This window comes from Vibrio sp. 2-1-2a, from assembly GCF_032648565.1.
GTDB classification, from domain to species: domain Bacteria; phylum Pseudomonadota; class Gammaproteobacteria; order Enterobacterales; family Vibrionaceae; genus Vibrio; species Vibrio diabolicus.
Genome location: NZ_WBOH01000004.1, coordinates 285,604 through 308,041, shown reverse-complemented (window position 1 = coordinate 308,041; position 22,438 = coordinate 285,604). Strand labels below are relative to the sequence as shown.

At 45.7% G+C, this 22,438-nt stretch carries 33 protein-coding genes and 1 pseudogene; 29 read left to right on the top strand and 5 right to left on the bottom strand.

The window, feature by feature from the left end:
• The first annotated feature begins 7 nt into the window (after positions 1–7).
• The 24 genes from rplB to rplQ all read left to right on the top strand — a co-directional run bounded on the left by rplB (position 8) and on the right by rplQ (position 11,777).
• Positions 8–832, top strand: a complete 825-nt coding sequence (gene rplB / locus F7Y48_RS13185; RefSeq protein WP_005383168.1) for a 50S ribosomal protein L2 — start codon at positions 8–10, stop codon at positions 830–832.
• Positions 833–853: 21 nt separating this feature from the next.
• On the top strand, positions 854–1,132 hold the full coding sequence (gene rpsS / locus F7Y48_RS13180; RefSeq protein ID WP_004394525.1) for a 30S ribosomal protein S19: 279 nt from the start codon (positions 854–856) through the stop codon (positions 1,130–1,132).
• 10 nt (positions 1,133–1,142) lie between these two features.
• On the top strand, positions 1,143–1,475 hold the full coding sequence (gene rplV / locus F7Y48_RS13175; protein ID WP_005383164.1) for a 50S ribosomal protein L22: 333 nt from the start codon (positions 1,143–1,145) through the stop codon (positions 1,473–1,475).
• Positions 1,476–1,493: 18 nt separating this feature from the next.
• Positions 1,494–2,192 (top strand): 30S ribosomal protein S3, encoded by a 699-nt coding sequence (gene rpsC / locus F7Y48_RS13170; RefSeq protein ID WP_005383161.1) that lies wholly within the window; start codon positions 1,494–1,496, stop codon positions 2,190–2,192.
• Positions 2,193–2,203: 11 nt separating this feature from the next.
• Entirely contained in the window at positions 2,204–2,614 is a 411-nt protein-coding gene (rplP, locus tag F7Y48_RS13165; protein ID WP_005379577.1) for a 50S ribosomal protein L16, read from the top strand.
• A complete protein-coding gene (gene rpmC, locus F7Y48_RS13160; protein ID WP_005379576.1) occupies positions 2,614–2,805 on the top strand; it encodes a 50S ribosomal protein L29 in 192 nt (63 codons plus the stop codon). The genes rplP and rpmC overlap by 1 nt, the downstream gene beginning before the upstream one ends.
• The gene (rpsQ, locus tag F7Y48_RS13155) at positions 2,805–3,059 is read left to right on the top strand and encodes a 30S ribosomal protein S17 (protein ID WP_005379575.1); all 255 of its coding nucleotides are present in this window, start codon (positions 2,805–2,807) and stop codon (positions 3,057–3,059) included. Before rpmC ends, rpsQ begins: the two co-directional genes overlap by 1 nt.
• A gap of 162 nt (positions 3,060–3,221) precedes the next feature.
• A complete protein-coding gene (gene rplN, locus F7Y48_RS13150) occupies positions 3,222–3,593 on the top strand; it encodes a 50S ribosomal protein L14 (RefSeq protein WP_004410450.1) in 372 nt (123 codons plus the stop codon).
• A 13-nt stretch (positions 3,594–3,606) separates the two neighbouring features.
• Entirely contained in the window at positions 3,607–3,924 is a 318-nt protein-coding gene (gene rplX, locus F7Y48_RS13145) for a 50S ribosomal protein L24 (protein WP_005379574.1), read from the top strand.
• 23 nt (positions 3,925–3,947) lie between these two features.
• Positions 3,948–4,487 carry a 50S ribosomal protein L5 gene (gene rplE / locus F7Y48_RS13140; RefSeq protein WP_005379573.1) on the top strand — a complete coding sequence of 180 codons (540 nt, stop codon included), beginning with the start codon at positions 3,948–3,950 and terminating at the stop codon, positions 4,485–4,487.
• A gap of 17 nt (positions 4,488–4,504) precedes the next feature.
• Positions 4,505–4,810, top strand: a complete 306-nt coding sequence (gene rpsN, locus F7Y48_RS13135) for a 30S ribosomal protein S14 (protein WP_012841173.1) — start codon at positions 4,505–4,507, stop codon at positions 4,808–4,810.
• Positions 4,811–4,839: 29 nt separating this feature from the next.
• Positions 4,840–5,232 (top strand): 30S ribosomal protein S8, encoded by a 393-nt coding sequence (gene rpsH, locus F7Y48_RS13130; RefSeq protein ID WP_005379572.1) that lies wholly within the window; start codon positions 4,840–4,842, stop codon positions 5,230–5,232.
• Between the two features lie 13 nt (positions 5,233–5,245).
• Positions 5,246–5,779 carry a 50S ribosomal protein L6 gene (gene rplF / locus F7Y48_RS13125; protein ID WP_005392377.1) on the top strand — a complete coding sequence of 178 codons (534 nt, stop codon included), beginning with the start codon at positions 5,246–5,248 and terminating at the stop codon, positions 5,777–5,779.
• Positions 5,780–5,788: 9 nt separating this feature from the next.
• Positions 5,789–6,142 (top strand): 50S ribosomal protein L18, encoded by a 354-nt coding sequence (gene rplR, locus F7Y48_RS13120; RefSeq protein WP_005379568.1) that lies wholly within the window; start codon positions 5,789–5,791, stop codon positions 6,140–6,142.
• 14 nt (positions 6,143–6,156) lie between these two features.
• Entirely contained in the window at positions 6,157–6,660 is a 504-nt protein-coding gene (gene rpsE, locus F7Y48_RS13115; RefSeq protein ID WP_004745894.1) for a 30S ribosomal protein S5, read from the top strand.
• A gap of 7 nt (positions 6,661–6,667) precedes the next feature.
• On the top strand, positions 6,668–6,844 hold the full coding sequence (rpmD, locus tag F7Y48_RS13110) for a 50S ribosomal protein L30 (protein ID WP_005379565.1): 177 nt from the start codon (positions 6,668–6,670) through the stop codon (positions 6,842–6,844).
• Positions 6,845–6,849: 5 nt separating this feature from the next.
• The gene (gene rplO, locus F7Y48_RS13105) at positions 6,850–7,284 is read left to right on the top strand and encodes a 50S ribosomal protein L15 (protein WP_005383155.1); all 435 of its coding nucleotides are present in this window, start codon (positions 6,850–6,852) and stop codon (positions 7,282–7,284) included.
• Between the two features lie 20 nt (positions 7,285–7,304).
• Positions 7,305–8,639, top strand: coding sequence for a preprotein translocase subunit SecY (gene secY / locus F7Y48_RS13100; protein WP_005379562.1), 1,335 nt, complete (start codon positions 7,305–7,307; stop codon positions 8,637–8,639).
• Between the two features lie 38 nt (positions 8,640–8,677).
• The gene (gene rpmJ / locus F7Y48_RS13095) at positions 8,678–8,791 is read left to right on the top strand and encodes a 50S ribosomal protein L36 (protein ID WP_000868186.1); all 114 of its coding nucleotides are present in this window, start codon (positions 8,678–8,680) and stop codon (positions 8,789–8,791) included.
• A 149-nt stretch (positions 8,792–8,940) separates the two neighbouring features.
• Positions 8,941–9,297, top strand: a complete 357-nt coding sequence (gene rpsM, locus F7Y48_RS13090; RefSeq protein WP_005383154.1) for a 30S ribosomal protein S13 — start codon at positions 8,941–8,943, stop codon at positions 9,295–9,297.
• Between the two features lie 18 nt (positions 9,298–9,315).
• Positions 9,316–9,705 carry a 30S ribosomal protein S11 gene (gene rpsK, locus F7Y48_RS13085; protein ID WP_001118870.1) on the top strand — a complete coding sequence of 130 codons (390 nt, stop codon included), beginning with the start codon at positions 9,316–9,318 and terminating at the stop codon, positions 9,703–9,705.
• Positions 9,706–9,732: 27 nt separating this feature from the next.
• Complete coding sequence (gene rpsD / locus F7Y48_RS13080; protein WP_005383146.1) at positions 9,733–10,353, top strand: 30S ribosomal protein S4; 621 nt, start codon at positions 9,733–9,735, stop codon at positions 10,351–10,353.
• 24 nt (positions 10,354–10,377) lie between these two features.
• A complete protein-coding gene (locus F7Y48_RS13075; RefSeq protein WP_005383143.1) occupies positions 10,378–11,370 on the top strand; it encodes a DNA-directed RNA polymerase subunit alpha in 993 nt (330 codons plus the stop codon).
• Positions 11,371–11,396: 26 nt separating this feature from the next.
• A complete protein-coding gene (gene rplQ, locus F7Y48_RS13070) occupies positions 11,397–11,777 on the top strand; it encodes a 50S ribosomal protein L17 (protein ID WP_005383141.1) in 381 nt (126 codons plus the stop codon).
• 135 nt (positions 11,778–11,912) lie between these two features.
• Here the strand turns inward: rplQ and F7Y48_RS13065 are convergent, their stop codons facing one another.
• Together F7Y48_RS13065 and F7Y48_RS13060 are read right to left on the bottom strand one after the other, a co-directional pair.
• Positions 11,913–12,392: a DUF2780 domain-containing protein gene (locus tag F7Y48_RS13065; protein ID WP_316684478.1), complete on the bottom strand. Its 480-nt coding sequence runs from the start codon at positions 12,390–12,392 to the stop codon at positions 11,913–11,915.
• A gap of 153 nt (positions 12,393–12,545) precedes the next feature.
• The gene (locus F7Y48_RS13060; protein WP_005392370.1) at positions 12,546–13,166 is read right to left on the bottom strand and encodes an FKBP-type peptidyl-prolyl cis-trans isomerase; all 621 of its coding nucleotides are present in this window, start codon (positions 13,164–13,166) and stop codon (positions 12,546–12,548) included.
• Positions 13,167–13,398: 232 nt separating this feature from the next.
• Here F7Y48_RS13060 and F7Y48_RS13055 point away from each other — a divergent pair, with 232 nt between their 5' ends.
• The gene (locus tag F7Y48_RS13055) at positions 13,399–13,995 is read left to right on the top strand and encodes a LysM-like peptidoglycan-binding domain-containing protein (RefSeq protein WP_047009022.1); all 597 of its coding nucleotides are present in this window, start codon (positions 13,399–13,401) and stop codon (positions 13,993–13,995) included.
• A gap of 81 nt (positions 13,996–14,076) precedes the next feature.
• Here F7Y48_RS13055 and F7Y48_RS13050 read toward each other — a convergent pair whose 3' ends face one another.
• Complete coding sequence (locus F7Y48_RS13050) at positions 14,077–14,538, bottom strand: GNAT family N-acetyltransferase (protein WP_316684864.1); 462 nt, start codon at positions 14,536–14,538, stop codon at positions 14,077–14,079.
• Positions 14,539–14,680: 142 nt separating this feature from the next.
• Here F7Y48_RS13050 and dbpA point away from each other — a divergent pair, with 142 nt between their 5' ends.
• Positions 14,681–16,060 carry an ATP-dependent RNA helicase DbpA gene (dbpA, locus tag F7Y48_RS13045; protein WP_047009023.1) on the top strand — a complete coding sequence of 460 codons (1,380 nt, stop codon included), beginning with the start codon at positions 14,681–14,683 and terminating at the stop codon, positions 16,058–16,060.
• 43 nt (positions 16,061–16,103) lie between these two features.
• Here dbpA and F7Y48_RS13040 read toward each other — a convergent pair.
• Both F7Y48_RS13040 and cpdB read right to left on the bottom strand, forming a co-directional pair.
• Positions 16,104–16,682 (bottom strand): annotated as a pseudogene (locus F7Y48_RS13040) (Crp/Fnr family transcriptional regulator).
• A gap of 97 nt (positions 16,683–16,779) precedes the next feature.
• A complete protein-coding gene (gene cpdB / locus F7Y48_RS13035; RefSeq protein WP_316684476.1) occupies positions 16,780–18,741 on the bottom strand; it encodes a 2',3'-cyclic-nucleotide 2'-phosphodiesterase in 1,962 nt (653 codons plus the stop codon).
• Between the two features lie 275 nt (positions 18,742–19,016).
• Between cpdB and cobA the strand changes: the two genes are divergently transcribed.
• From cobA to cysN, 3 genes are read left to right on the top strand one after another with little or no spacing between them, the layout of a single operon-like run.
• Positions 19,017–19,892, top strand: coding sequence for a uroporphyrinogen-III C-methyltransferase (gene cobA / locus F7Y48_RS13030; protein WP_048626585.1), 876 nt, complete (start codon positions 19,017–19,019; stop codon positions 19,890–19,892).
• 59 nt (positions 19,893–19,951) lie between these two features.
• On the top strand, positions 19,952–20,860 hold the full coding sequence (gene cysD / locus F7Y48_RS13025) for a sulfate adenylyltransferase subunit CysD (RefSeq protein ID WP_005379592.1): 909 nt from the start codon (positions 19,952–19,954) through the stop codon (positions 20,858–20,860).
• 18 nt (positions 20,861–20,878) lie between these two features.
• Positions 20,879–22,309, top strand: coding sequence for a sulfate adenylyltransferase subunit CysN (gene cysN, locus F7Y48_RS13020; protein ID WP_006742973.1), 1,431 nt, complete (start codon positions 20,879–20,881; stop codon positions 22,307–22,309).
• The last annotated feature ends 129 nt before the right edge of the window (positions 22,310–22,438 follow it).

Genomic DNA, 22,438 nt, shown 5'->3' with positions numbered 1-22,438 from the left:
GTTAAAAATGGCTATTGTTAAATGTAAGCCGACTTCCCCTGGTCGTCGTCACGTTGTTAAAGTTGTTAACGCTGACCTACACAAGGGCAAGCCATACGCACCTCTTCTAGAGAAAAACTCTAAGAACGGTGGTCGTAACAACAAGGGTCGTATCACAGTACGTCACATCGGCGGTGGTCACAAGCACCACTACCGTGTAGTTGACTTCAAACGTACTAAAGATGGTATTCCAGCGACAGTTGAGCGTCTTGAATACGATCCAAACCGTAGCGCAAACATTGCTCTAGTTCTTTACAAAGACGGTGAGCGTCGCTACATCCTAGCACCTAAAGGTGTTGTAGCTGGTGATGTTATTCAGTCTGGTGTTGATGCACCAATCAAAGCTGGTAACACTCTACCAATGCGTAATATCCCAGTAGGTTCAACAGTACATAACGTTGAACTTAAGCCTGGTAAAGGTGGTCAGCTAGCTCGTTCGGCTGGTGCTTACGCTCAAATCGTTGCTCGCGACGGTGCGTACGTAACTATCCGTCTACGTTCTGGCGAGATGCGCAAAGTTCTTTCTGAAGGCCGTGCAACAATCGGTGAAGTTGGTAACTCTGAGCACATGCTACGTGAACTTGGTAAAGCAGGTGCATCACGTCATCGCGGTATCCGTCCAACGGTTCGTGGTGTTGTAATGAACCCGATTGACCACCCACACGGTGGTGGTGAAGGCCGTACTTCTGGTGGTCGTCACCCAGTATCTCCTTGGGGTATGCCTACTAAAGGCTTCAAGACTCGTAAGAACAAACGCACTGACAAGTACATCGTACGTCGTCGTAACAAGTAATCTATATAAAGAGGAATCGCCATGCCACGTTCTCTCAAGAAAGGTCCTTTTATTGACCTACACTTGCTGAAGAAGGTAGAGAAAGCGGTGGAAAGCGGAGACAAAAAGCCTATTAAGACTTGGTCCCGTCGTTCAATGATCATCCCTACGATGATCGGTTTGACCATCGCTGTCCATAATGGTCGTCAGCACGTACCAGTATTTGTAACTGATGAAATGATCGGTCACAAACTGGGTGAATTCGCACCAACACGTACTTACCGCGGTCACGCTGCGGATAAGAAAGCTAAGAAGCGCTAAGGAGTAAATAATGGAAGCAATTGCTAAACATAACTTTGCTCGCATTTCGCCTCAGAAAGCTCGCTTAGTTGCGGATCTAATCCGTGGTAAATCTGTTGACCAAGCTCTAGAAATCCTAACGTTCAGCAACAAAAAAGCTGCTGCACTAGTTAAGAAAGTTCTAGAGTCTGCTATCGCTAACGCGGAGCACAACGAAGGTGCAGATATTGACGATCTGAATGTCGCAAAAATCTTTGTAGATGAAGGCCCAACCATGAAGCGTATTATGCCTCGTGCTAAAGGTCGTGCGGATCGTATCTTGAAGCGTTCAAGCCACATCACTGTTGTTGTAGCAGATCGCTAGAGACTAGGAGAGTAAGCAATGGGTCAAAAAGTACATCCAAATGGTATTCGTCTAGGCATCGTTAAGCCTTGGAATGCTACATGGTTTGCTAACACCAAAGATTTCGCTGACAACCTAGACGGCGACTTCAAGGTACGTCAGTTCCTTACAAGTGAACTGAAAAAAGCGTCTCTATCACGTATCGTTATCGAGCGTCCTGCTAAGAGCATCCGTGTGACTATTCACACTGCTCGTCCAGGCGTTGTTATCGGTAAGAAAGGTGAAGACGTTGAGAAGCTACGCGCAGCTGTAGCTAAAATTGCAGGTGTACCAGCGCAAATTAACATCGCTGAAGTACGTAAGCCTGAACTAGATGCGCAACTTGTTGGTGACAGCATCGCGTCTCAGCTAGAGCGTCGTGTTATGTTCCGTCGTGCTATGAAGCGCGCAGTACAAAACGCAATGCGCCTAGGCGCTAAAGGTATCAAAGTGGAAGTAAGCGGTCGTCTAGGCGGCGCTGAAATCGCACGTTCAGAGTGGTACCGTGAAGGCCGTGTGCCTCTACACACTCTACGTGCTGACATTGATTACGCAACTTCTTCGGCTCACACTCAATACGGTGTGATCGGCATTAAAACTTGGATCTTCAAAGGTGAAATCCTAGGTGGTATGCCAGCAGCTAACGCTGTAGAGCCTAAAGGCGACAAGCCTAAGAAGCAGCGTAAAGGCCGTAAGTAAGGAGTCGACAGATGCTACAACCTAAACGTACTAAGTTCCGTAAGGTTCAGACTGGTCGTAACCGTGGTCTAGCTAAAGGTACTGATGTAAGCTTCGGCGAATTCGGTCTTAAAGCTGTTGGCCGTGGTCGTCTAACTGCTCGTCAAATCGAAGCGGCACGTCGTGCAATGACACGTCACGTTAAGCGTCAAGGTAAAATCTGGATCCGTGTGTTCCCAGACAAACCAATCACAGAAAAACCACTTGAAGTTCGTCAAGGTAAGGGTAAAGGTAACGTTGAGTACTGGGTAGCCCAAATCCAACCTGGTAAGGTTATGTACGAAATGGGTGGTGTACCTGAAGAATTGGCACGTGAAGCGTTCCGTCTTGCGGCACGTAAACTGCCTTTCAAAACTACATTTGTAACTAAGCAGGTGATGTGATGAAAGCACAAGATCTACGCGAGAAAAGCGTTGAAGAGCTTAACGCTGAGCTAATGAATTTGCTACGTGAACAGTTCAACTTGCGCATGCAAGCTGCGACTGGTCAGCTACAGCAAACTCATACTCTGAAAGCTGTACGCCGTGATATCGCACGTGTGAAAACTGTTTTGACTGAGAAGGCAGGCGCATAATGAGCGAAGTAAAACGTACTCAACAAGGTCGTGTTGTTAGCGATAAGATGGACAAGTCTATCACTGTTGCTATCGAACGTTTCGTAAAACACCCAATCTACGGTAAATACGTAAAACGTACGACTAAAGTACACGCACATGACGAGAACAACGAGTGTGGCCTAGGCGACACAGTTGAAATCGCAGAGTGTCGTCCACTGTCTAAGACTAAGTCTTGGACTTTGGTAAAAGTTCTAGAAAAGGCGAAGATTTAATCTCGTTAATTCTATGAAACTAAAGCGGCTCCAAAATATTTTTGGAGCCGTTTATTTTTTGACTACCCAATCACAAAAAAGGGTGGTACAATTCGCGTCCCTTTTAAAGAGGCAGCCCGACCCGTGATGGGTCTAGTTATTAATATTTAGCGGAGCACTAACATGATCCAAATGCAAAGTATGCTGGACGCAGCTGATAACTCAGGCGCACGCAGCGTAATGTGTATTAAGGTTCTGGGTGGCTCTCACCGCCGTTATGCACATATCGGTGACGTCATCAAAGTTACTGTGAAGGAAGCAATCCCTCGCGGTAAAGTTAAAAAAGGTGATGTTCTGAAGGCGGTGGTAGTGCGCACCCGTAAAGGCGTACGTCGTCCTGACGGTTCTGTCATTCGCTTCGACCGAAATGCTTGCGTATTGCTAAACGACAATACTGAGCAACCAATCGGTACACGTATCTTTGGTCCTGTGACACGCGAACTTCGTGGCGATAAGTTCATGAAGATCGTTTCACTGGCTCCAGAAGTTCTGTAAGGAGCACGTAGAAATGGCAGCTAAAATCCGTCGTAATGACGAAGTAATCGTTCTTGCTGGTAAAGACAAAGGCAAGAAAGGTAAAGTAACTAAGGTTCTAGCAACTGGTAAAGTTATCGTTGAAGGTATCAACCTAGTTAAGAAGCATCAGAAACCTGTTCCAGCTATGGGTATCCAAGGCGGTATCGTAGAGCAAGAAGCAGCAATCGACGTTTCTAACGTGGCGATTTTCAACGCAGCTACTGGTAAAGCTGACCGTATCGGTTTCCGTTTTGAAGACGGCAAAAAAGTTCGTTTCTTCAAGTCTAACGGCGAAACCGTTTCTAACTAATAGAAGTAATTTGGAGTTCTACTATGGCGAAACTGCATGATTACTACAAGTCGTCTGTAGTCGCTGAACTGACCAAACAGTTCGGTTACACAAGCGTCATGCAAGTCCCTAGAATCGAGAAAATCACCCTAAACATGGGTGTTGGTGAAGCAATCAACGATAAGAAACTGCTAGAAAATGCAGCGTCTGATATGGCAACGATCTCTGGTCAAAAGCCACTTATCACAAAAGCGCGCAAATCTGTTGCAGGTTTCAAAATCCGTGAAGGCTACCCTATCGGTTGTAAAGTAACCTTGCGTGGCGAACGTATGTGGGATTTTCTTGAGCGTTTAATTAACATCGCTCTTCCACGTGTACGTGACTTCCGTGGTGTTAGCGCTAAGTCTTTTGACGGTCGCGGTAACTACAGCATGGGCGTTCGCGAGCAAATCATCTTCCCGGAAATCGACTTTGATAAAGTTGATCGTGTACGCGGTTTAGACATCACTATTACGACGTCTGCTGGTACTGATGAGGAAGGCCGTGCTCTGCTGGCTGCCTTTAACTTCCCATTCCGTAAGTAAGGTGAAGGGTTACTGTTATGGCTAAACAATCAATGAAAGCACGTGAAGCTAAACGTGCACAGCTAGTAGCTAAGTTCGCTGAAAAGCGTGCAGCGCTAAAAGCTATCATCAGCGATGTAAACGCATCTGAAGAAGATCGTTGGAACGCGGTTCTTACACTGCAATCTCTTCCACGTGATTCAAGTGCATCACGTCAGCGCAACCGTTGCAACCAAACTGGTCGTCCACACGGTTACCTACGTAAGTTCGGTCTAAGCCGTATTAAGGTTCGTGAAGCTTGCATGAAAGGCGAGATTCCGGGTCTTCGTAAGGCTAGCTGGTAATTGCCACTTAATCATTTGGAGTAAATCATATGAGCATGCAAGATCCGATTTCGGATATGCTGACCCGCGTTCGTAACGGTCAGGCAGCAAACAAAGTTGCTGTAAAAATGCCTTCTTCAAAGCTTAAAGTTGCAATTGCTGCACTACTAAAAGCTGAAGGTTACATCGTTGACTTCGCTGTTGAAGGCGAAGCAAAACCTGAGCTAGAAGTTACACTTAAGTACTTCCAAGCTAAACCAGTAATCGAGCAACTTAAACGTGTTTCTCGTCCAGGTCTACGTGTTTACAAGAAGAAAGATGAACTTCCTTCTGTAATGGGTGGTCTTGGTATTGCTATCGTTTCAACTTCCAAGGGTCTTATGTCAGACCGCGCTGCACGTAAAGCAGGTCTTGGTGGTGAAATCATCGCTTACGTAGCTTAATAAGGAGTAGACTATGTCTCGTGTTGCAAAAGCACCTGTCGCTATTCCAGCTGGCGTAGAGGTGAAACTAAACGGCCAAGAAATCACTGTAAAAGGTGCGAAAGGCGAACTAACTCGCGTTCTTAACGATGCAGTTGTAATCGCTCAGGAAGAAAATAACCTGACTTTCGGTCCTAAAGAAGGTGTTGCTAACGCATGGGCTCAAGCAGGTACTGCTCGCGCTCTAGTTAACAACATGGTTGTTGGTGTTACTGAAGGCTTTACTAAGAAGCTAACTCTTAAAGGTGTAGGTTACCGTGCTGCTATCAAAGGCAACGCTGTAGGTCTAACACTAGGCTTCTCACACCCAGTTGAGCACGAGTTGCCAGCGGGTATTAAAGCTGAATGTCCAAGCCAAACTGAAATCGTGATCACTGGTGCTGACAAGCAACTAGTTGGTCAAGTTGCGGCTGACATTCGTTCTTACCGTGAGCCTGAGCCATACAAAGGCAAAGGTGTTCGTTACGCAGATGAAAATGTGCGTACTAAAGAAGCTAAGAAGAAGTAAGGTAACACTATGGATAAGAAAGCATCTCGCATCCGTCGTGCTACACGTGCACGTCGTAAGATTGCAGAACTGGGTGCGACTCGCCTAGTTGTACACCGTACTCCTCGTCACGTGTACGCACAGGTTATCGCGGCTAACGGCTCTGAGGTTATCGCAGCAGCTTCTACTGTAGAAAAAGCGATCCGTGAGCAAGTGAAATACACTGGTAACGTTGATGCAGCTAAAGCAGTGGGTAAAGCTATTGCTGAGCGCGCTCTTGAGAAGGGCGTAACTGCAGTTGCATTTGATCGTTCTGGTTTCCAATACCACGGTCGAGTAGCGGCGCTAGCAGAATCTGCTCGCGAAGCTGGTCTGAAATTCTAAGGTAGGGTTGGAAGATGGCTAAAGAACAACAAGTTCAAGCGAATGATTTGCAAGAAAAGCTAATCGCAGTTAACCGCGTATCTAAGACGGTTAAAGGCGGTCGAATCATGAGCTTCACTGCACTAACAGTAGTTGGTGACGGTAATGGTCGTGTAGGTTTCGGTTACGGCAAAGCTCGTGAAGTACCTGCAGCGATTCAAAAAGCAATGGAAAAAGCGCGTCGTAACATGACTACGATCGCTCTAAACGAAGGCACTCTTCACCACCCAGTGAAAGGTCGCCATTCGGGCTCTAAAGTTTACATGCAGCCTGCTGCAGAAGGTACTGGTGTTATCGCAGGTGGTGCGATGCGTGCAGTACTAGAAGTTGCTGGTGTACACAACGTACTATCTAAAGCGTACGGTTCTACGAACCCTATCAACATCGTTCGTGCAACGATCGATGCACTAGGTAGCATGAAGTCACCAGAAATGGTTGCTGCTAAACGTGGTCTAACTGTTGAATCTATTTCGGAGTAAGAACACCATGGCAACTATTAAAGTAACTCAAACTAAAAGCTCAATTGGTCGTCTGCCAAAGCACAAAGCTACTTTGCGCGGTCTAGGTCTTCGTAAAATCAACCACACAGTAGAACTTGAAGATACTCCGTGTATTCGCGGTATGATCAACAAGGTTTACTACATGGTTAAAGTTGAGGAGTAATCAGAATGCGTTTGAATACTCTAGCACCGGCTGCTGGCGCGAAAACTTCTGCGAAGCGAGTAGGTCGTGGTATCGGTTCAGGCCTAGGTAAAACTGGTGGCCGTGGTCACAAAGGTCAAAAATCACGTTCTGGCGGCAGTGTTCGTCCAGGTTTCGAAGGCGGTCAGATGCCTCTGAAACAACGTCTACCAAAATTCGGTTTCACTTCTCGTAAGAGCCTAGTGTCTGCTGAAGTTCGTCTAGCTGAGCTAGCGAAAGTTTCTGGTGACGTAGTTGATCTAAACAGTCTTAAAGCTGCTAACATCATCACTAAGAACATCGAATTTGTAAAAGTTGTTCTTTCTGGTGAAATCAACAAAGCAGTGACTGTGAAAGGTCTACGTGTGACTAAAGGCGCTAAAGCTGCAATCGAAGCTGCAGGCGGTAAAATCGAGGAATAATCTCGAGGAACGAGGTACAGATGGCTAAGAAACCAGGACAAGATTTTCGTAGTGCTCAGAGCGGCTTAAGTGAACTAAAGTCGCGCTTGTTATTCGTAATTGGTGCACTTTTAGTATTCCGAGCCGGCTCCTTTGTGCCGATTCCTGGTATTGACGCTGCTGTACTTGCCGATTTGTTCGAACAGCAAAAAGGTACCATCGTTGAAATGTTTAACATGTTCTCCGGTGGTGCTCTTGAGCGTGCATCTATATTAGCATTGGGCATCATGCCGTATATTTCGGCATCTATTGTTGTCCAATTGCTAACTGTAGTTCATCCAGCGTTAGCTGAACTCAAAAAAGAGGGTGAAGCAGGCCGTCGTAAGATCAGCCAATATACACGCTACGGCACGCTTGTACTTGCAACCTTCCAAGCTATAGGTATTGCAACTGGCCTACCAAACATGGTCGACAATCTGGTTGTTATCAACCAAACCATGTTTACGCTAATTGCGACCGTAAGTTTAGTAACCGGTACCATGTTCTTAATGTGGTTAGGTGAACAAATTACAGAGCGAGGAATTGGTAACGGTATTTCGATACTGATTTTTGCAGGTATTGTTGCTGGATTGCCTTCTGCAATCGGTCAAACAATCGAGCAAGCGCGTCAAGGTGAATTGCATGTACTTCTTCTGTTGCTAATCGCGGTATTAGCTTTTGCAGTCATTTACTTCGTTGTTTTCATGGAACGTGGTCAACGCCGAATCGTCGTTAACTACGCGAAGCGTCAACAAGGTCGTAAAGTATTTGCTGCGCAAAGCTCGCATCTGCCTCTTAAAATTAACATGGCAGGTGTAATTCCAGCGATTTTTGCATCAAGCATTATCTTGTTCCCAGGAACATTGGCTCAGTGGTTTGGTCAAAACGGCGAGAGCAGCGCGTTCGGTTGGTTAACTGACGTGTCTTTGGCTCTTAGCCCAGGTCAACCGTTGTATGTAATGCTTTATGCAGCAGCAATTATCTTCTTCTGTTTCTTCTACACGGCGTTGGTTTTCAACCCGCGTGAAACAGCAGATAACTTGAAGAAGTCTGGTGCATTCGTACCCGGTATCCGCCCAGGTGAGCAGACAGCGAAGTACATTGATAAAGTAATGACACGTTTAACCCTTGCTGGTGCACTGTACATTACCTTTATCTGTCTGATTCCCGAGTTCATGATGGTCGCGTGGAACGTACGTTTCTACTTCGGCGGTACATCGCTACTAATCGTAGTTGTTGTAATTATGGACTTTATGGCACAGGTACAGACTCATCTGATGTCTCAACAGTATGATTCTGTGTTGAAGAAAGCGAATCTGAAAGGCTACGGCCGTTAATCCGGTGGTAGACTCAGTTTCATTTACGGAGTTTAGCAATGAAAGTTCGTGCTTCCGTTAAAAAAATCTGCCGTAACTGTAAAGTAATCAAGCGTAACGGTGTCGTTCGCGTGATTTGCAGTGAGCCAAAGCACAAACAGCGCCAAGGCTAATTAGCAGAAATTTTTACTTGAAAATGAAGGTTGGGTCGAGTATATTCCTCGGCCTACCTTTTGCGTGCAAAAGAAGTAGTATTCCGCAGCGTATCCATAACGGGCTTTGCTGCGGCTAATTCTTTTATAGAAACACTTAGGAGTGAATAATGGCCCGTATAGCAGGCATTAACATTCCTGATCAGAAACATGCAGTAATCGCTCTAACAGCGATCTACGGCATCGGTAAAACTCGCTCTCAAGCTATCCTAGCTGAAGTGGGTATTGCTGAAAATGTTAAGATCAGTGAACTAACTGAAGAGCAGATCGATCAACTGCGTGATGGTGTAGCTAAGTACACTGTAGAAGGTGATCTACGTCGTGAAGTATCTATGAACATCAAGCGTCTTATGGACCTTGGCTGTTACCGTGGTCTTCGTCATCGTCGCAGTCTACCACTACGTGGACAGCGTACTAAAACCAACGCTCGCACCCGTAAGGGTCCGCGTAAGCCGATCAAGAAATAATCGGGAAGGTAGAGTACAATGGCTAAACAACCAACTCGCGCTCGTAAGCGCGTACGCAAGCAAGTTGCAGATGGCGTTGCGCACATCCATGCTTCTTTCAATAACACAATCGTAACCATTACTGACCGTCAAGGTAACGCTCTTGCATGGGCTACTGCAGGTGGTTCTGGTTTCCGTGGTTCTCGTAAGTCTACTCCGTTCGCTGCACAGGTTGCTGCTGAGCGTTGTGCTGAAATGGCTAAAGAATACGGCCTAAAGAACTTGGAAGTTATGGTTAAGGGTCCTGGTCCAGGTCGCGAATCTACTGTTCGTGCACTAAACGCCGCTGGTTTCCGCATCACAAACATCGTTGATGCTACACCAATCCCTCATAACGGTTGTCGTCCACCTAAGAAACGTCGCGTATAACGTTTCTAGGACAATTGGAGAAGAATCATGGCAAGATATTTGGGTCCTAAGCTGAAGCTTAGCCGTCGTGAAGGCACTGACTTATTCCTTAAGTCTGGTGTTCGCGCGATCGATACCAAGTGTAAAATTGATAACGCACCAGGTGTACACGGCGCTCGTCGCGGTCGTCTATCTGAGTATGGCGTTCAGCTTCGTGAGAAGCAAAAAGTACGTCGTATGTACGGCGTTCTAGAAAAACAATTCCGTAACTACTACAAAGAAGCTGCTCGCCTAAAAGGCAACACTGGTGAAAACCTACTTCAGCTTCTTGAAGGTCGTCTTGATAACGTAGTTTACCGCATGGGCTTTGGTGCAACTCGCGCAGAAGCACGTCAGCTAGTTAGCCACAAAGCTATCCTAGTAAACGGTAAAGTTGTAAACGTTCCTTCTTTCAAAGTAGCGGCTAATGACGTTGTTTCTATTCGCGAGAAAGCTAAACAGCAAGCTCGTATTAAAGCGGCTCTAGAAGTTGCTGAACAACGTGAAAAACCAACTTGGATTGAAGTAGATGGTGGCAAGATGGAAGGTACATTCAAGCGTATGCCTGAGCGTTCTGATCTATCAGCTGACATCAACGAACAATTGATCGTCGAGCTTTACTCTAAGTAAGGTTTAAACTAAAGAGAGGACACAATGCAGGGTTCTGTAACAGAATTTCTTAAGCCACGTCTAGTTGACATCGAACAAATCAGCTCGACTCACGCAAAAGTAACTCTTGAGCCATTAGAGCGTGGCTTTGGTCATACTCTGGGTAATGCACTTCGCCGCATTCTTCTATCTTCTATGCCTGGTTGTGCAGTGACAGAAGTAGAAATTGAAGGCGTACTTCACGAGTACAGCACTAAAGAAGGTGTACAAGAAGATATTCTTGAAATCCTTCTAAACCTTAAAGGTTTGGCAGTGCGTGTTGCTGAAGGCAAAGATGAAGTGTTCATTACTTTGAACAAATCAGGCTCGGGCCCTGTGGTTGCAGGTGACATCACCCATGATGGTGATGTAGAGATCGCTAACCCTGAACACGTTATTTGTCACCTAACGGATGACAACGCTGAAATCGCAATGCGTATTAAAGTAGAACGTGGTCGTGGTTATGTTCCAGCTTCTGCGCGTATCCATAACGAAGAAGACGAGCGTCCAATCGGTCGCCTACTAGTAGATGCTACTTACAGCCCAGTAGACAAAATTGCCTACGCTGTAGAAGCAGCTCGTGTAGAACAGCGCACTGATCTAGACAAGCTTGTTATCGATATGGAAACAAACGGTACTCTAGAACCTGAGGAAGCAATCCGTCGTGCAGCTACAATCCTAGCTGAACAATTGGATGCATTCGTAGATCTTCGTGATGTACGAGTTCCTGAGGAGAAAGAAGAGAAGCCAGAATTCGATCCGATCCTACTGCGTCCTGTAGACGATCTTGAACTAACAGTTCGCTCTGCTAACTGTCTGAAAGCAGAAGCGATTCACTACATCGGTGATCTAGTACAACGTACTGAGGTTGAGCTACTTAAAACGCCTAACCTTGGTAAAAAATCTCTTACTGAGATTAAAGACGTACTTGCGTCACGTGGTCTGTCTCTGGGCATGCGCCTAGAAAACTGGCCACCTGCATCAATCGCTGAAGATTAATCGATACTAGTTAGAAGGATTAGGTCATGCGCCATCGTAAGAGTGGTCGTCAACTCAACCGCAACAGCTCACATCGCAAAGCGATGTTCAGCAACATGGCTAGCTCTCTAGTACGTCATGAAGTTATCAAGACTACTTTGCCAAAAGCAAAAGAGCTACGTCGCGTAGTTGAGCCTTTGATTACACTAGCTAAGACTGACAGTGTTGCTAACCGTCGTCTAGCATTTGCACGTACTCGTGACAACGAAGTAGTTGCAAAACTATTTAACGAACTAGGTCCACGTTTTGCTGCTCGTCAGGGCGGTTACACTCGTATCCTAAAAGCTGGCTTCCGTGCTGGTGATAAAGCTCCAATGGCTTACATTGAGCTTGTAGATCGCCCAGCTGCTGAAGAAGCTGCTGAGTAATCAGTTCGTAAGAACGAGAAAGCCGAGCGTTAGCTCGGCTTTTTTGTATCTGCGATTCAGTAAATCTTTATATCCAGCCTGCATTTATTTTACTCCATGCAGACTGGCAATTTAAAAAGTGATTATCACTTGCGCTTATTTACTAGTATTCCACAACCCGCCCAACGAACTTAGAAGTCCCTCGCTAGCGCCTTGTTTGTTCAAGTAATCCAGAATTACTGGAGCAAACTGACTGATCATAGCGGGATCTAAACCCAACGTATCGAATGCACTTTTTACTGCACTGATATTCTCAATATTCCCCAGTAAGCTTTGTGCTCCTTGCAAGTTTGAAAGCCCAGGAATCAAAGACTGTAATTCACTGCTATTTTCTTGTGAAAGCTGGCTTTGAGCCAAAGCGAGTAGTGCGCCACTACCTCCAGCCGCTTGTTCTGTAGATACAGGTAATTGGCTAGTTAGCATGTCTGTCAATGGAGATGATTCAGTGTTCAGGCTACTACCTACCATATCCATTAGGCCACTTTCTTTACTTTTTTGCGTGACGGAATCTAAGAATGCGTGTGCACTACCAATGTTCATTGATAAGAGTGCCAGAGTCAGGAGTGTTTTACGCATAGTACCTCCGAAGGTTGAGCGTTTTTAACGTGATTTTATTGTTTTAAAGGCTATCAGAATGAAAGGTTTAGAGGTGAGAAAGTCTATTCAGTTTAGACAAAAAAACGGCGCTAATGCGCCGTTTTATTAAATCATAATTGAAAATGGTTTCAATTAAAGAATATCTAGTAGTTCTACTTCGAAAACTAGTGCTGCGAATGGAGGGATAGCTGCACCAGCGCCACGCTCACCGTAGGCAAGGTCTTGTGGTACGTATAGTTTCCACTTAGAACCAACAGGCATTAGTTGTAGTGCTTCTACCCAGCCTTTGATTACGCCTGTAACAGGGAACTCAGCTGGTTGACCGCGAGATACAGAGCTATCGAATACAGTACCGTCAGTTAGCTCACCGTGGTAGTGAACGCGAACTGAGCTTTCTGCTGTTGGAACTGCACCAGTACCTTCAGAAATGATTTCGTACTGAAGGCCAGAGTCTAGAACGTTAACTTCAGGGCGTAGTGCGTTGTCTTTTAGGAACGCTTCGCCTTCTGCTGCTGCAATTTTCGCTGCTTCTTGGCGAGCGGTTTCTGCACGAGTGTGAAGTTCTTGTAGTGCTTTGTTGATTTCATCAATTTCGATTGATGGCATGTCACCAGTTAGTGCTGTTGCAATACCCGCTGCGATAGCATCAACGCTAAGACCTTCAAGACCAGAACCTGCAAGTTGCTGACCCATTTGCAGACCAATGCCGTAGCTTGCTTTTTGTTCTGCAGTTTCAAATTTAATTTCAGACATGAATGTCGCTCTTGTTAGGAGTGATAAAGGCAACAGGATATCAGTTTCGAGCTTAGGTTTAAATGATTGCGACTGAATGCTTAATTGAGGCGGCCAGGGTGTGACTTATCTCTTACTCCAAGTGAAATTTCTGCTAATTTAATCCAAATTCCATTTTAGTTTAGTGAAAAACATATACTCTCCGCGTCGGTATTTTTATACTGGCAGTAGAAGTATTAAGGGACTCATTAAAATGAATCGTCGCAGAAAGAAAAAGCAGCAAGTCGACTATGTCGAATTGGTTAAACAAAAATTCGCTGCTATCGACTGGAAGCAGCCGTTCAACAAAGAGCAATGGTTGGAGCGTATACAGCCTGTTAAGCAGTTTTGGCTGCGCCTACCGAAATTCCATCAGCGAGCTTTGATGGTTTTAGTACCATTGATTCTGGTACTCCTTGTTATTCCTTTGCCGAATAAAACAGAACAATCAGTTGAGCAAGCTGAGGTCGATCATCAGCGCGTAGCGATTCAACTGAACGCACAGAGTTTAAGCCAGCAAAGAACCTCTCAGAATTCTGGGCCGAAATCCGAAGACTGGAAAGAGTACACGGTTAAAAATGGCGACACGTTAGCGCAGGTTTTCAGAAGTAATAAGCTCTCGATGGCGGATCTTAGCGCTCTAGTAAAAATCGAAGGCAGTGATAAGCCGCTGAGCCAAATTAAACAAGGGCAATTGATTCGCTTTAAGCTTAGCGATGAAGGCGAGTTGGATATGCTGCAACTAGAAAAAAGCGGCCGGTCCGTCATGTTTTTCCGCTTATCGGATGGGACCTTTGGGCGCAACAAGTAGATGCTTCAAATGAACTAAAGACGCGAAGGTATCGCGTCTTTTTAGTTTATCTATAAATTAGTTAACCTAGCAATGAACGCGTTATATCGCTACGGCTTCTTTTCGCATATCCACATGAGGAATACCATCCTCTAGGTAGCGCTCAGAAATAACTTTGAATCCATGACTCGCATAAAACTGGATGAGATGCTCTTGAGCTCCTATATCAATCGTCTGTCCTGGCCACAATATTTCACACTGTGTTAATGCCTCTTCCAGCAACTTATGTCCCAGACCATCACCACGCGCAGTTTGTTTGGTGACGACTCGACCAATGCTCACATTGTCATACGTCGTGCCAGCGGGTAGCAATCGTGCGCAAGCAACAAGTTCATCACCGTGGTAACCTATTAGATGATAAACACCTTCCAGTGTGTCTTTGCCATCCAGTTCAGGATAAGGGCAGGTTTGTTCAACGACGAATACATCCACACGTAATTTCATCATTGTATACAATTGTGTGGTTGTCATTTGAGCAAAGGGCAAAGTAATCCAAGTGGGCATGTTGTCATCCGTCATGAGAGTAGAGTGACTGACTTTACTTTGTTTTGTACTCATACTCATTAACAAAGGTTAATTATCACTGGTTTTCCCACCAAATCTGGTGATAATGTGCCCTCTTTTCATCTCACCTGAGGATATTCCCGTGAGCAAACAAACTTTTGATCAAGTCGGGCTAAACCCAGCGTTACTCGCCACACTTGATTCCCTGAACTACACCCACATGACGCCAATTCAAGCTTTGAGTTTGCCTGCAATCCTAAAACATCGTGATGTCATCGGGCAGGGTAAAACGGGCTCAGGTAAAACCGCTGCATTTGGTTTGGGTGTTTTATCGAACCTTAACGTCAAACGCTTTCGTGTCCAGTCATTAGTATTGTGTCCAACTCGTGAGCTTGCGGATCAAGTCGCGAAGGAAATTCGTACTTTAGGTCGTGGCATTCATAATATTAAAGTGCTTACTCTCTGCGGTGGGATGCCAATGGGGCCACAAATTGGTTCTCTGGAGCATGGTGCACATATCCTAGTCGGCACACCTGGCCGTATTTTGGATCACCTTGAGAAAGGCCGAATTAACCTTAGCGAGCTGAATACCTTGGTGTTGGATGAAGCTGATCGCATGTTGGACATGGGTTTCCAAGACGCATTAGATGCGATTATTGATGCAGCGCCAAAGCAGCGTCAAACTCTACTTTTCAGTGCTACTTTCCCAGAGAAAATTGAGCAAATTGCGCAGCGTATTATGCAGACGCCTGAAGTCATTAAGGTGGAATCGACGCACGATACCTCAAGCATTGCTCAGCATTTCTACAAAGTTGAAGGTTCGGAAGCGCGTGATGAAGCGTTGGCTAACTTGCTACTGACTCACCAACCAGAGTCCGCTGTGGTTTTTTGCAATACCAAAAAAGAAGTGCAAAGTGTCGCAGATGAGTTGCATCGCAAAGGGTTCAGCGTTATCGATATCCATGGGGACTTAGAACAGCGTGAACGCGATCAAGCATTGGTGCAGTTTGCTAACAAGAGTGTTTCTATCCTTGTCGCAACAGACGTCGCGGCGCGTGGTTTGGACGTAGATAACCTTGATGCAGTCTTTAACTTTGAGCTATCGCGCGATCCTGAGGTTCATGTACACCGTATCGGTCGTACAGGCCGTGCAGGTAGTAAAGGTTTGGCGTTCAGCTTCTTTGGAGAGAAAGACGGTTTGCGTGTAGCTCGTATTGAAGAATACCTGGACATGGACGTGGTACCAGCAACATTGCCTGCCAAATCAAATCAGCAGCCATACCAAGCGAAGATGGTGACGATTAACATTGATGGCGGTAAGAAACAGAAAGTACGACCGGGTGATATCTTAGGATGTCTGACTGGAAAAAATGGTATCCCAGGCTCTCAAGTTGGCAAGATTCACCTTTTCCCGATGCGCGCCTACGTTGCGGTCGAGAAGTCAGCTGCCAAAAAGGCTCTACAAACCATTAGTAATGGCAAGATGAAAGGGCGTCAGTTCCGAGCGCGGCTTCTTAAATAGCATAGAAAGGCTCTTCGTTTGAAGAGCCTTTTCTTTTTCGAGTTTACTTGGATGTGTGATCTTTAGTTAAGCGCGCTTTAATTCGGCTCAAACTGATAGGCGTGATCCCAAGATAAGCAGCTATTTGGCTATCGGTAATACGTAGCTTTAAGTCTGGGTAATGGGCGCAAAATAGTTGATATCGTTCCTCTGGAGAGTAGAGCAACATAAAGCGTTCTTTATTCTCTTTATTAACCAGTTGGTTTTCGAGTAGCTTTAAGTAAATGGCGTGCTTTTCTGCTCGCCAGTGATGCAACGTTTCAATTGGCAAGCAAAATAGCTGACAAGCGCTCAGCGTTTCCAATAAGTAAGGCGAAGGTTGGTCCTTTATTATGCTCTCAAACCCGATAACCCAGTCCTTCTCCCAATAAAATTCTTTACTGAATTCTTTGCCGTGCTCCGTGAGATAGCTTGCGTGGCATAACCCCTCAATAATGAAGTACAGATGTGAGCTAAACTCCCCTTGGTGATTAAGAATGTGGCGTGTAGGCAGTTCGAGCAACTCACCATTTTCAATAAGTTAGTTTGCTTCTGTCTCTAAAAAGCCATGTTTGACTAAGTCTGAAAAAAGATCGCTGTGCATGTGATAACTCAGAAACGGTTTTCTTTATTTTAACGGGTTTTATTGATAACAAAAAAGCGGCTCATGAGAGCCGCTTAGTGTTGTTGTCAAATCAACCTTATTTATTCAGATCGATTTGATAAATTGCGAAACCAATGTCGTCTGTTGACACGCGTTTCATTGGGTATTGTCCTTTCTCTTTGATGAACTGCGCCGCTTTATCGCTAGGGGAGGTTTCGAAACGAATATCTAGCTTGTTATCGGACTTAATCGGTGCGAAAGACCAGTTGTTGTCAGCGCTTGGTGTCACTTCTCCTTTTTCTTCACTCACGCGAGAAATATAAGTGGCGACGACAGAGCGGTTTTCATCTGGTGCGTCAAACGCAATAAAGTCTGGGCCCGTACCAGGGAAGGTATTGCTATAAGCACGATAGTTATTGGTTGCGATGATGAAGTCCTGCTTCGAATCAACAGGCTTACCATTGAATGTCAGATTCACAATACGTTGAGAATCTGGATTAATCACTTTGCAACTCGCATCGTATTTGGGCGGTTGGGTGATATCGATCTGGTAGTTCACCCCATCAATGACATCGAAGTTGTACGTACGGAAATTATCCCAATCAATCAAAGATTGCGGTTCAGAATTGTTGATGTCGATGTGGTTGAATTGACCCGCGCTGCATTCTAGCCATTCGCGAACCTCTTTACCTTTCACTTTCATCGCGACCAAGGTGTTGGGATATAAATAAAGATCGGCCGCATTACGGAAGGTGAGCTGACCGGATTCGACTTCTGTAAAGTTATTCGGATCGTTCTTACGCCCCCCGACTTTAAATGGTGCTGCGGCACTCAATACTGGAATGTCAGCGAGATCTGGGTCGCCTTGAATAAAGCGTTCCACGTAATCTTTCTGAGCAAGGTTAACGATCTGAATGGTTGGGTCGTCCTGCACTAATGCCAAGAAGCTGTACATGACATCATTTGCTTTGCCGATTGGTTGGTTTACAAATTCACGAGTGCCTTTGTGATCCTCTTCTAACGCTTTCACAATACCTTCATCGGCTTTAGCTAATGACTTCTTATTTACTTTATCGAAGATAGGGCGTGCTTCTGCTTGGCCTTCAACAACTTGCCATCTGCCGTCTTCCTCTTTCAGCATCAAATCCATCACACCTACATGACTTCCCCAGCGACCAGGCATCACTGACGTCACACCATTGATGGTCCCTTTCTCGGTATCAACACCAGGTAGGTTTGCGAAGTCTTTCCCTGGGAAGACTGCGTGAGAGTGTCCAAAAGCAATGGCATCAATCCCATCAACTTGCGTTAAGTAATAGACAGAGTTTTCTGCGCCAAGCTTGTATGGGTCAGTAGAAATGCCCGAGTGTGGAATCACCACAATCACGTCTGCGCCTTCTTTCTTCATTTGAGGAATCAGTTTCTCTGCTGTTTCCTTAATGTCTTTAGCAAAGACTTTGCCTTCTAAGTTCTTCTTATCCCACACCATAATTTGTGGTGGTACAAAGCCGATGTAACCCACTTTTATCTGATGCGCTTCGCCGTTTGTGTCTTTAAAGGTGTGGGTTTTGATCAGGTAAGGCTTGAAGTAATGCTTACCGGTTTTTTTATCAAATACGTTTGCGTTGATGTAAGGGAAGTTAGCGCCCGCCAACGTCTTTTGTAGAAAGTCTAGGCCATAGTTGAACTCATGATTGCCAATGTTGCCCACATCGTAGTCTAGTTGGTTCATCGCCTTGTAGACTGGGTGCACATCGCCAGCGTTAATCCCTTTCGCAGCCATGTAATCACCCATTGGGCTGCCCTGAATTAAGTCGCCGTTATCAACTAATACACTGTTTTCAGCCTCTGACTTTGCCTGCTTCACTATGGTCGCGGCGCGACTAAGACCGATTTGCTGTGATGGTTGGTCTTTATAGTAATCGTAATCCATCACGTTGGTGTGAATGTCGGTGGTTTCGATAATACGAAGCTTGATGGTATCGGCCATCGCAGGGCCCGCAAGCGTTAGCATGCCACTTAACACTGCGAGGGAAATAGGGTGAACTGCCACTTTCATTTGGTGCTCCAATTCAATGGGAAGGGGGAATCGTACCGCGTAATGTATCAAACGCTGGTGCAACTTAATGATAAAGATACAGAAAACTGTGAACAGGAATCAGTTTACTGAACCTTATTCATATTAACCGCCGACTTTTTCACGCTTTTGAATGAGACCAAACAAAAACTTCTTAGCAGATTTTTGAATAAAAAATGAAATTTTAGAATTTCAGGTAATATAAACGCCCCGCCATAATGCTTGCATAACGATATCAATGGACGATGAGCAAGCACATGGCAACGAACGATTCAGTCACTTCTTTTCCTAAACCAAAGCCCCGGTTAGTTTCTGACAACTCAGTAGCTGGTGTTACTCGTTTTGCAAAGCAATCGCTACAGCCTGGTGAAGTCGCCTTAGTGGGGGCGGGGCCGGGTGATCCTGAACTTTTGACAGTGAAAGCATTGAACTGTTTGCAGCAAGCCGATGTGGTTTTGTACGACTACTTGGTGTCAGAAGAAATCATGGCATTGATTCCAAGCGATACGATTTTGGTGTGCGTTGGGAAGCGAGCTGGGCATCACAGTGTGCCGCAGGAGAAGACGAATCAGCTTTTGGTGGATTTTGCCAAGCAGGGCTACAAAGTAGTGCGCATTAAAGGTGGTGATCCGTTTGTATTCGGTCGTGGTGGTGAAGAGTTAGAAGTGCTTGCTGATGCTGGCGTTCGTTTTCAAGTTGTCCCTGGCATTACCGCAGCAGCTGGCGCAACCGCTTATGCTGGTATTCCACTGACTCATCGTGATTATGCGCAATCGGCCATCTTTGTGACTGGCCACTTGAAAGAAGAAAGTGATGAGATGGATTGGTCCACGTTGGCGCGTGGGAATCAGACTTTAGTGATCTACATGGGGCTGATGAAATCACACTATATTCAGAATCAACTCATTAAGCATGGTCGTTCAGCGTCGACTCCGATTGCCATTATTGAGCGTGGCACGCAGATTCAACAAAAAGTATTTACGGGAGAACTCTCCCAACTCTCTGATTTATCGAAGGAAGCACAATCACCATCTTTGATTGTTGTCGGAGAGGTAGTGCGACTGTCTCAAAAGTTAGACTGGTTTTTGTCTAGTACTGAATTCAACAAAAGTGCTATTGCCAACTCCATATAATTTCAGACCAAAGATTAGAGACGTAATGCGCCTTCAAGCTTAAAAAGGAAATACAAAACATGGACCAACAACGTTTAACTCACCTTAAACAACTCGAAGCGGAGAGTATCCATATTATCCGCGAAGTTGCGGCTGAGTTTGATAACCCAGTCATGATGTATTCGATTGGTAAAGACTCATCAGTGATGCTGCATCTAGCGCGTAAAGCGTTTTACCCGGGCAAAATTCCATTTCCACTTTTGCATGTCGATACCGACTGGAAATTCCGCGAGATGATTGAGTTTCGCGATCGCACCGCTGCCAAATACGGCTTTGAGCTTTTGGTACATAAGAACCCAGAAGGTCTAGCAATGGGCTGCAGTCCGTTTGTTCATGGCTCGTCAAAGCATACGGACATCATGAAAACGCAAGGTCTTAAGCAGGCGCTAAACAAATATGGCTTTGATGCTGCTTTTGGTGGCGCTCGTCGTGATGAAGAAAAATCACGCGCAAAAGAACGAGTGTATTCGTTCCGTGACAAGAACCATACCTGGGACCCTAAAAATCAACGTCCTGAGCTATGGAAGACGTACAACGGCCAGGTTAATAAGGGTGAGAGCATTCGTGTATTCCCACTGTCTAACTGGACTGAGCTTGATATCTGGCAATACATCTATTTAGAAAACATCGAGATCGTGCCGCTTTACCTCGCGGACAAACGCCCAGTTGTTGAACGCGATGGCATGCTGATCATGGTTGATGATGATCGTATGGAGCTTCAACCGGGTGAAGTGATTGAAGAGAAGAGTGTGCGCTTCCGTACTCTTGGTTGTTATCCATTGACTGGGGCTATCGAGTCTGAAGCGAACACTTTGACCGGCATTATCGAAGAGATGCTGGTGGCAACGTCGAGTGAGCGCCAAGGTCGAGCGATCGACCACGATCAGTCAGGATCGATGGAGCTAAAGAAACGTCAAGGTTACTTCTAAAGGATCTAAGGAAAGATAATGAACAGTGCAGTTGAAGCTCAATTAGCCGAGCTTGGTATCGAAGGCTATTTAACACAACACCAGTACAAGTCGTTACTTAGATTCTTGACTTGTGGCTCGGTAGATGACGGTAAAAGTACACTAATCGGTCGCTTACTCCATGACTCAAAACAAATTTATGAAGATCAGCTAGCGGCAGTGCACTCAGACAGCCAACGTGTGGGCACCACGGGTGAAAAGCCTGACCTTGCGTTGTTGGTCGATGGCTTACAAGCTGAGCGCGAGCAGGGGATCACGATTGATGTGGCTTACCGCTATTTCTCGACGCAGAAACGTAAGTTCATCATCGCCGATACTCCTGGGCACGAGCAGTACACGCGCAATATGGCGACAGGCGCATCGACGTGTGACTTAGCGGTGATCTTAGTTGATGCACGTAAAGGCATTCTTGATCAAACTCGTCGTCACTCTTTTATTTCCAACCTACTGGGTTTGAAACACTTTGTTGTGGCGATCAACAAGATGGATTTAGTGGATTACTCGCAAGAGCGCTTTGAAGAAATCCGCGATGAGTATCTTAAGTTTTCTGAGAACCTGACCGGGGATATTGATATTCAAATCATCCCGATTTCGGCGCTTGAGGGTGACAATGTGGTGGATAAAGGGCAAAACCTAAGCTGGTTTAAAGGCCCGTCATTGCTTGAACTTCTTGAAACGGTCGATGTGGATCAAGAAAAAGGTGCGGGTGAGTTCCGCTTCCCAGTGCAATACGTTAACCGTCCTAACCTCGATTTCCGTGGTTTTGCGGGGACGATTTCTTCAGGTTCGATCAAAGTTGGTGATGCCATCAAAGCATTGCCATCGGGGAAAACGTCAACTGTTGCACGCATTGTTACGTTTGATGGTGATATTGAGGAAGCTCGTGCTGGGTTAGCGGTCACTCTGACGCTAAGCGATGAGATCGATATTAGCCGTGGCGATTTGATTGTCCTAGACAATGCTCAAGTGGAAACCACAAACCACTTGCTTGCCGATGTGGTATGGATGACAGAACAACCTCTGCAACCGGGTCGTGACTACGACATCAAAATCGCGGGTAAGAAAACTGTGGGCCATGTTGAAGCTATTCGTTACCAATATGATATCAACAACCTATCGACTCATAGTGCGGCAGAGCTGCCATTGAATGGTATTGGCTTGTGTGAATGGTCTCTCAATGAGTCAGTTGCGCTGGACAATTACCAAGATTGTGCTGATACCGGCGGCTTCATCATTATCGATCGTCTGACGAATGTGACGGTTGGTGCAGGCATGGTCAAAGAAAGCCTCGCGGTGGTTGAGCGCGACTTGACGGACATCTCTGCGTTTGAAGTTGAGCTGAATGCACTTGTGCGTAAACACTTCCCACACTGGGAAGCAAAAGACGTCAGCCAATTGCTGAAAAAGTAATTGGCGCGCCCGAGCACGATAAGCTCTGATTCTATCTGTTGTTGTGCTTGGGGCGTCGCTGCCTAACTGAGTTGCGAAATGCAGTTAGGTTATTCTCCTAATACCAGAATGCTTCGGTGAAGCCCAAGA

Coding starts and splice junctions, on each gene's coding strand:
- rplB (WP_005383168.1), top strand. CDS start 8: ATGGCTATTGTTAAATGTAAGCCGACTTCCCCTGGTCGTCGTCACGTT.
- rpsS (WP_004394525.1), top strand. CDS start 854: ATGCCACGTTCTCTCAAGAAAGGTCCTTTTATTGACCTACACTTGCTG.
- rplV (WP_005383164.1), top strand. CDS start 1,143: ATGGAAGCAATTGCTAAACATAACTTTGCTCGCATTTCGCCTCAGAAA.
- rpsC (WP_005383161.1), top strand. CDS start 1,494: ATGGGTCAAAAAGTACATCCAAATGGTATTCGTCTAGGCATCGTTAAG.
- rplP (WP_005379577.1), top strand. CDS start 2,204: ATGCTACAACCTAAACGTACTAAGTTCCGTAAGGTTCAGACTGGTCGT.
- rpmC (WP_005379576.1), top strand. CDS start 2,614: ATGAAAGCACAAGATCTACGCGAGAAAAGCGTTGAAGAGCTTAACGCT.
- rpsQ (WP_005379575.1), top strand. CDS start 2,805: ATGAGCGAAGTAAAACGTACTCAACAAGGTCGTGTTGTTAGCGATAAG.
- rplN (WP_004410450.1), top strand. CDS start 3,222: ATGATCCAAATGCAAAGTATGCTGGACGCAGCTGATAACTCAGGCGCA.
- rplX (WP_005379574.1), top strand. CDS start 3,607: ATGGCAGCTAAAATCCGTCGTAATGACGAAGTAATCGTTCTTGCTGGT.
- rplE (WP_005379573.1), top strand. CDS start 3,948: ATGGCGAAACTGCATGATTACTACAAGTCGTCTGTAGTCGCTGAACTG.
- rpsN (WP_012841173.1), top strand. CDS start 4,505: ATGGCTAAACAATCAATGAAAGCACGTGAAGCTAAACGTGCACAGCTA.
- rpsH (WP_005379572.1), top strand. CDS start 4,840: ATGAGCATGCAAGATCCGATTTCGGATATGCTGACCCGCGTTCGTAAC.
- rplF (WP_005392377.1), top strand. CDS start 5,246: ATGTCTCGTGTTGCAAAAGCACCTGTCGCTATTCCAGCTGGCGTAGAG.
- rplR (WP_005379568.1), top strand. CDS start 5,789: ATGGATAAGAAAGCATCTCGCATCCGTCGTGCTACACGTGCACGTCGT.
- rpsE (WP_004745894.1), top strand. CDS start 6,157: ATGGCTAAAGAACAACAAGTTCAAGCGAATGATTTGCAAGAAAAGCTA.
- rpmD (WP_005379565.1), top strand. CDS start 6,668: ATGGCAACTATTAAAGTAACTCAAACTAAAAGCTCAATTGGTCGTCTG.
- rplO (WP_005383155.1), top strand. CDS start 6,850: ATGCGTTTGAATACTCTAGCACCGGCTGCTGGCGCGAAAACTTCTGCG.
- secY (WP_005379562.1), top strand. CDS start 7,305: ATGGCTAAGAAACCAGGACAAGATTTTCGTAGTGCTCAGAGCGGCTTA.
- rpmJ (WP_000868186.1), top strand. CDS start 8,678: ATGAAAGTTCGTGCTTCCGTTAAAAAAATCTGCCGTAACTGTAAAGTA.
- rpsM (WP_005383154.1), top strand. CDS start 8,941: ATGGCCCGTATAGCAGGCATTAACATTCCTGATCAGAAACATGCAGTA.
- rpsK (WP_001118870.1), top strand. CDS start 9,316: ATGGCTAAACAACCAACTCGCGCTCGTAAGCGCGTACGCAAGCAAGTT.
- rpsD (WP_005383146.1), top strand. CDS start 9,733: ATGGCAAGATATTTGGGTCCTAAGCTGAAGCTTAGCCGTCGTGAAGGC.
- F7Y48_RS13075 (WP_005383143.1), top strand. CDS start 10,378: ATGCAGGGTTCTGTAACAGAATTTCTTAAGCCACGTCTAGTTGACATC.
- rplQ (WP_005383141.1), top strand. CDS start 11,397: ATGCGCCATCGTAAGAGTGGTCGTCAACTCAACCGCAACAGCTCACAT.
- F7Y48_RS13065 (WP_316684478.1), bottom strand. CDS start 12,392: ATGCGTAAAACACTCCTGACTCTGGCACTCTTATCAATGAACATTGGT.
- F7Y48_RS13060 (WP_005392370.1), bottom strand. CDS start 13,166: ATGTCTGAAATTAAATTTGAAACTGCAGAACAAAAAGCAAGCTACGGC.
- F7Y48_RS13055 (WP_047009022.1), top strand. CDS start 13,399: ATGAATCGTCGCAGAAAGAAAAAGCAGCAAGTCGACTATGTCGAATTG.
- F7Y48_RS13050 (WP_316684864.1), bottom strand. CDS start 14,538: ATGCCCACTTGGATTACTTTGCCCTTTGCTCAAATGACAACCACACAA.
- cpdB (WP_316684476.1), bottom strand. CDS start 18,741: ATGAAAGTGGCAGTTCACCCTATTTCCCTCGCAGTGTTAAGTGGCATG.
- cobA (WP_048626585.1), top strand. CDS start 19,017: ATGGCAACGAACGATTCAGTCACTTCTTTTCCTAAACCAAAGCCCCGG.
- cysD (WP_005379592.1), top strand. CDS start 19,952: ATGGACCAACAACGTTTAACTCACCTTAAACAACTCGAAGCGGAGAGT.
- cysN (WP_006742973.1), top strand. CDS start 20,879: ATGAACAGTGCAGTTGAAGCTCAATTAGCCGAGCTTGGTATCGAAGGC.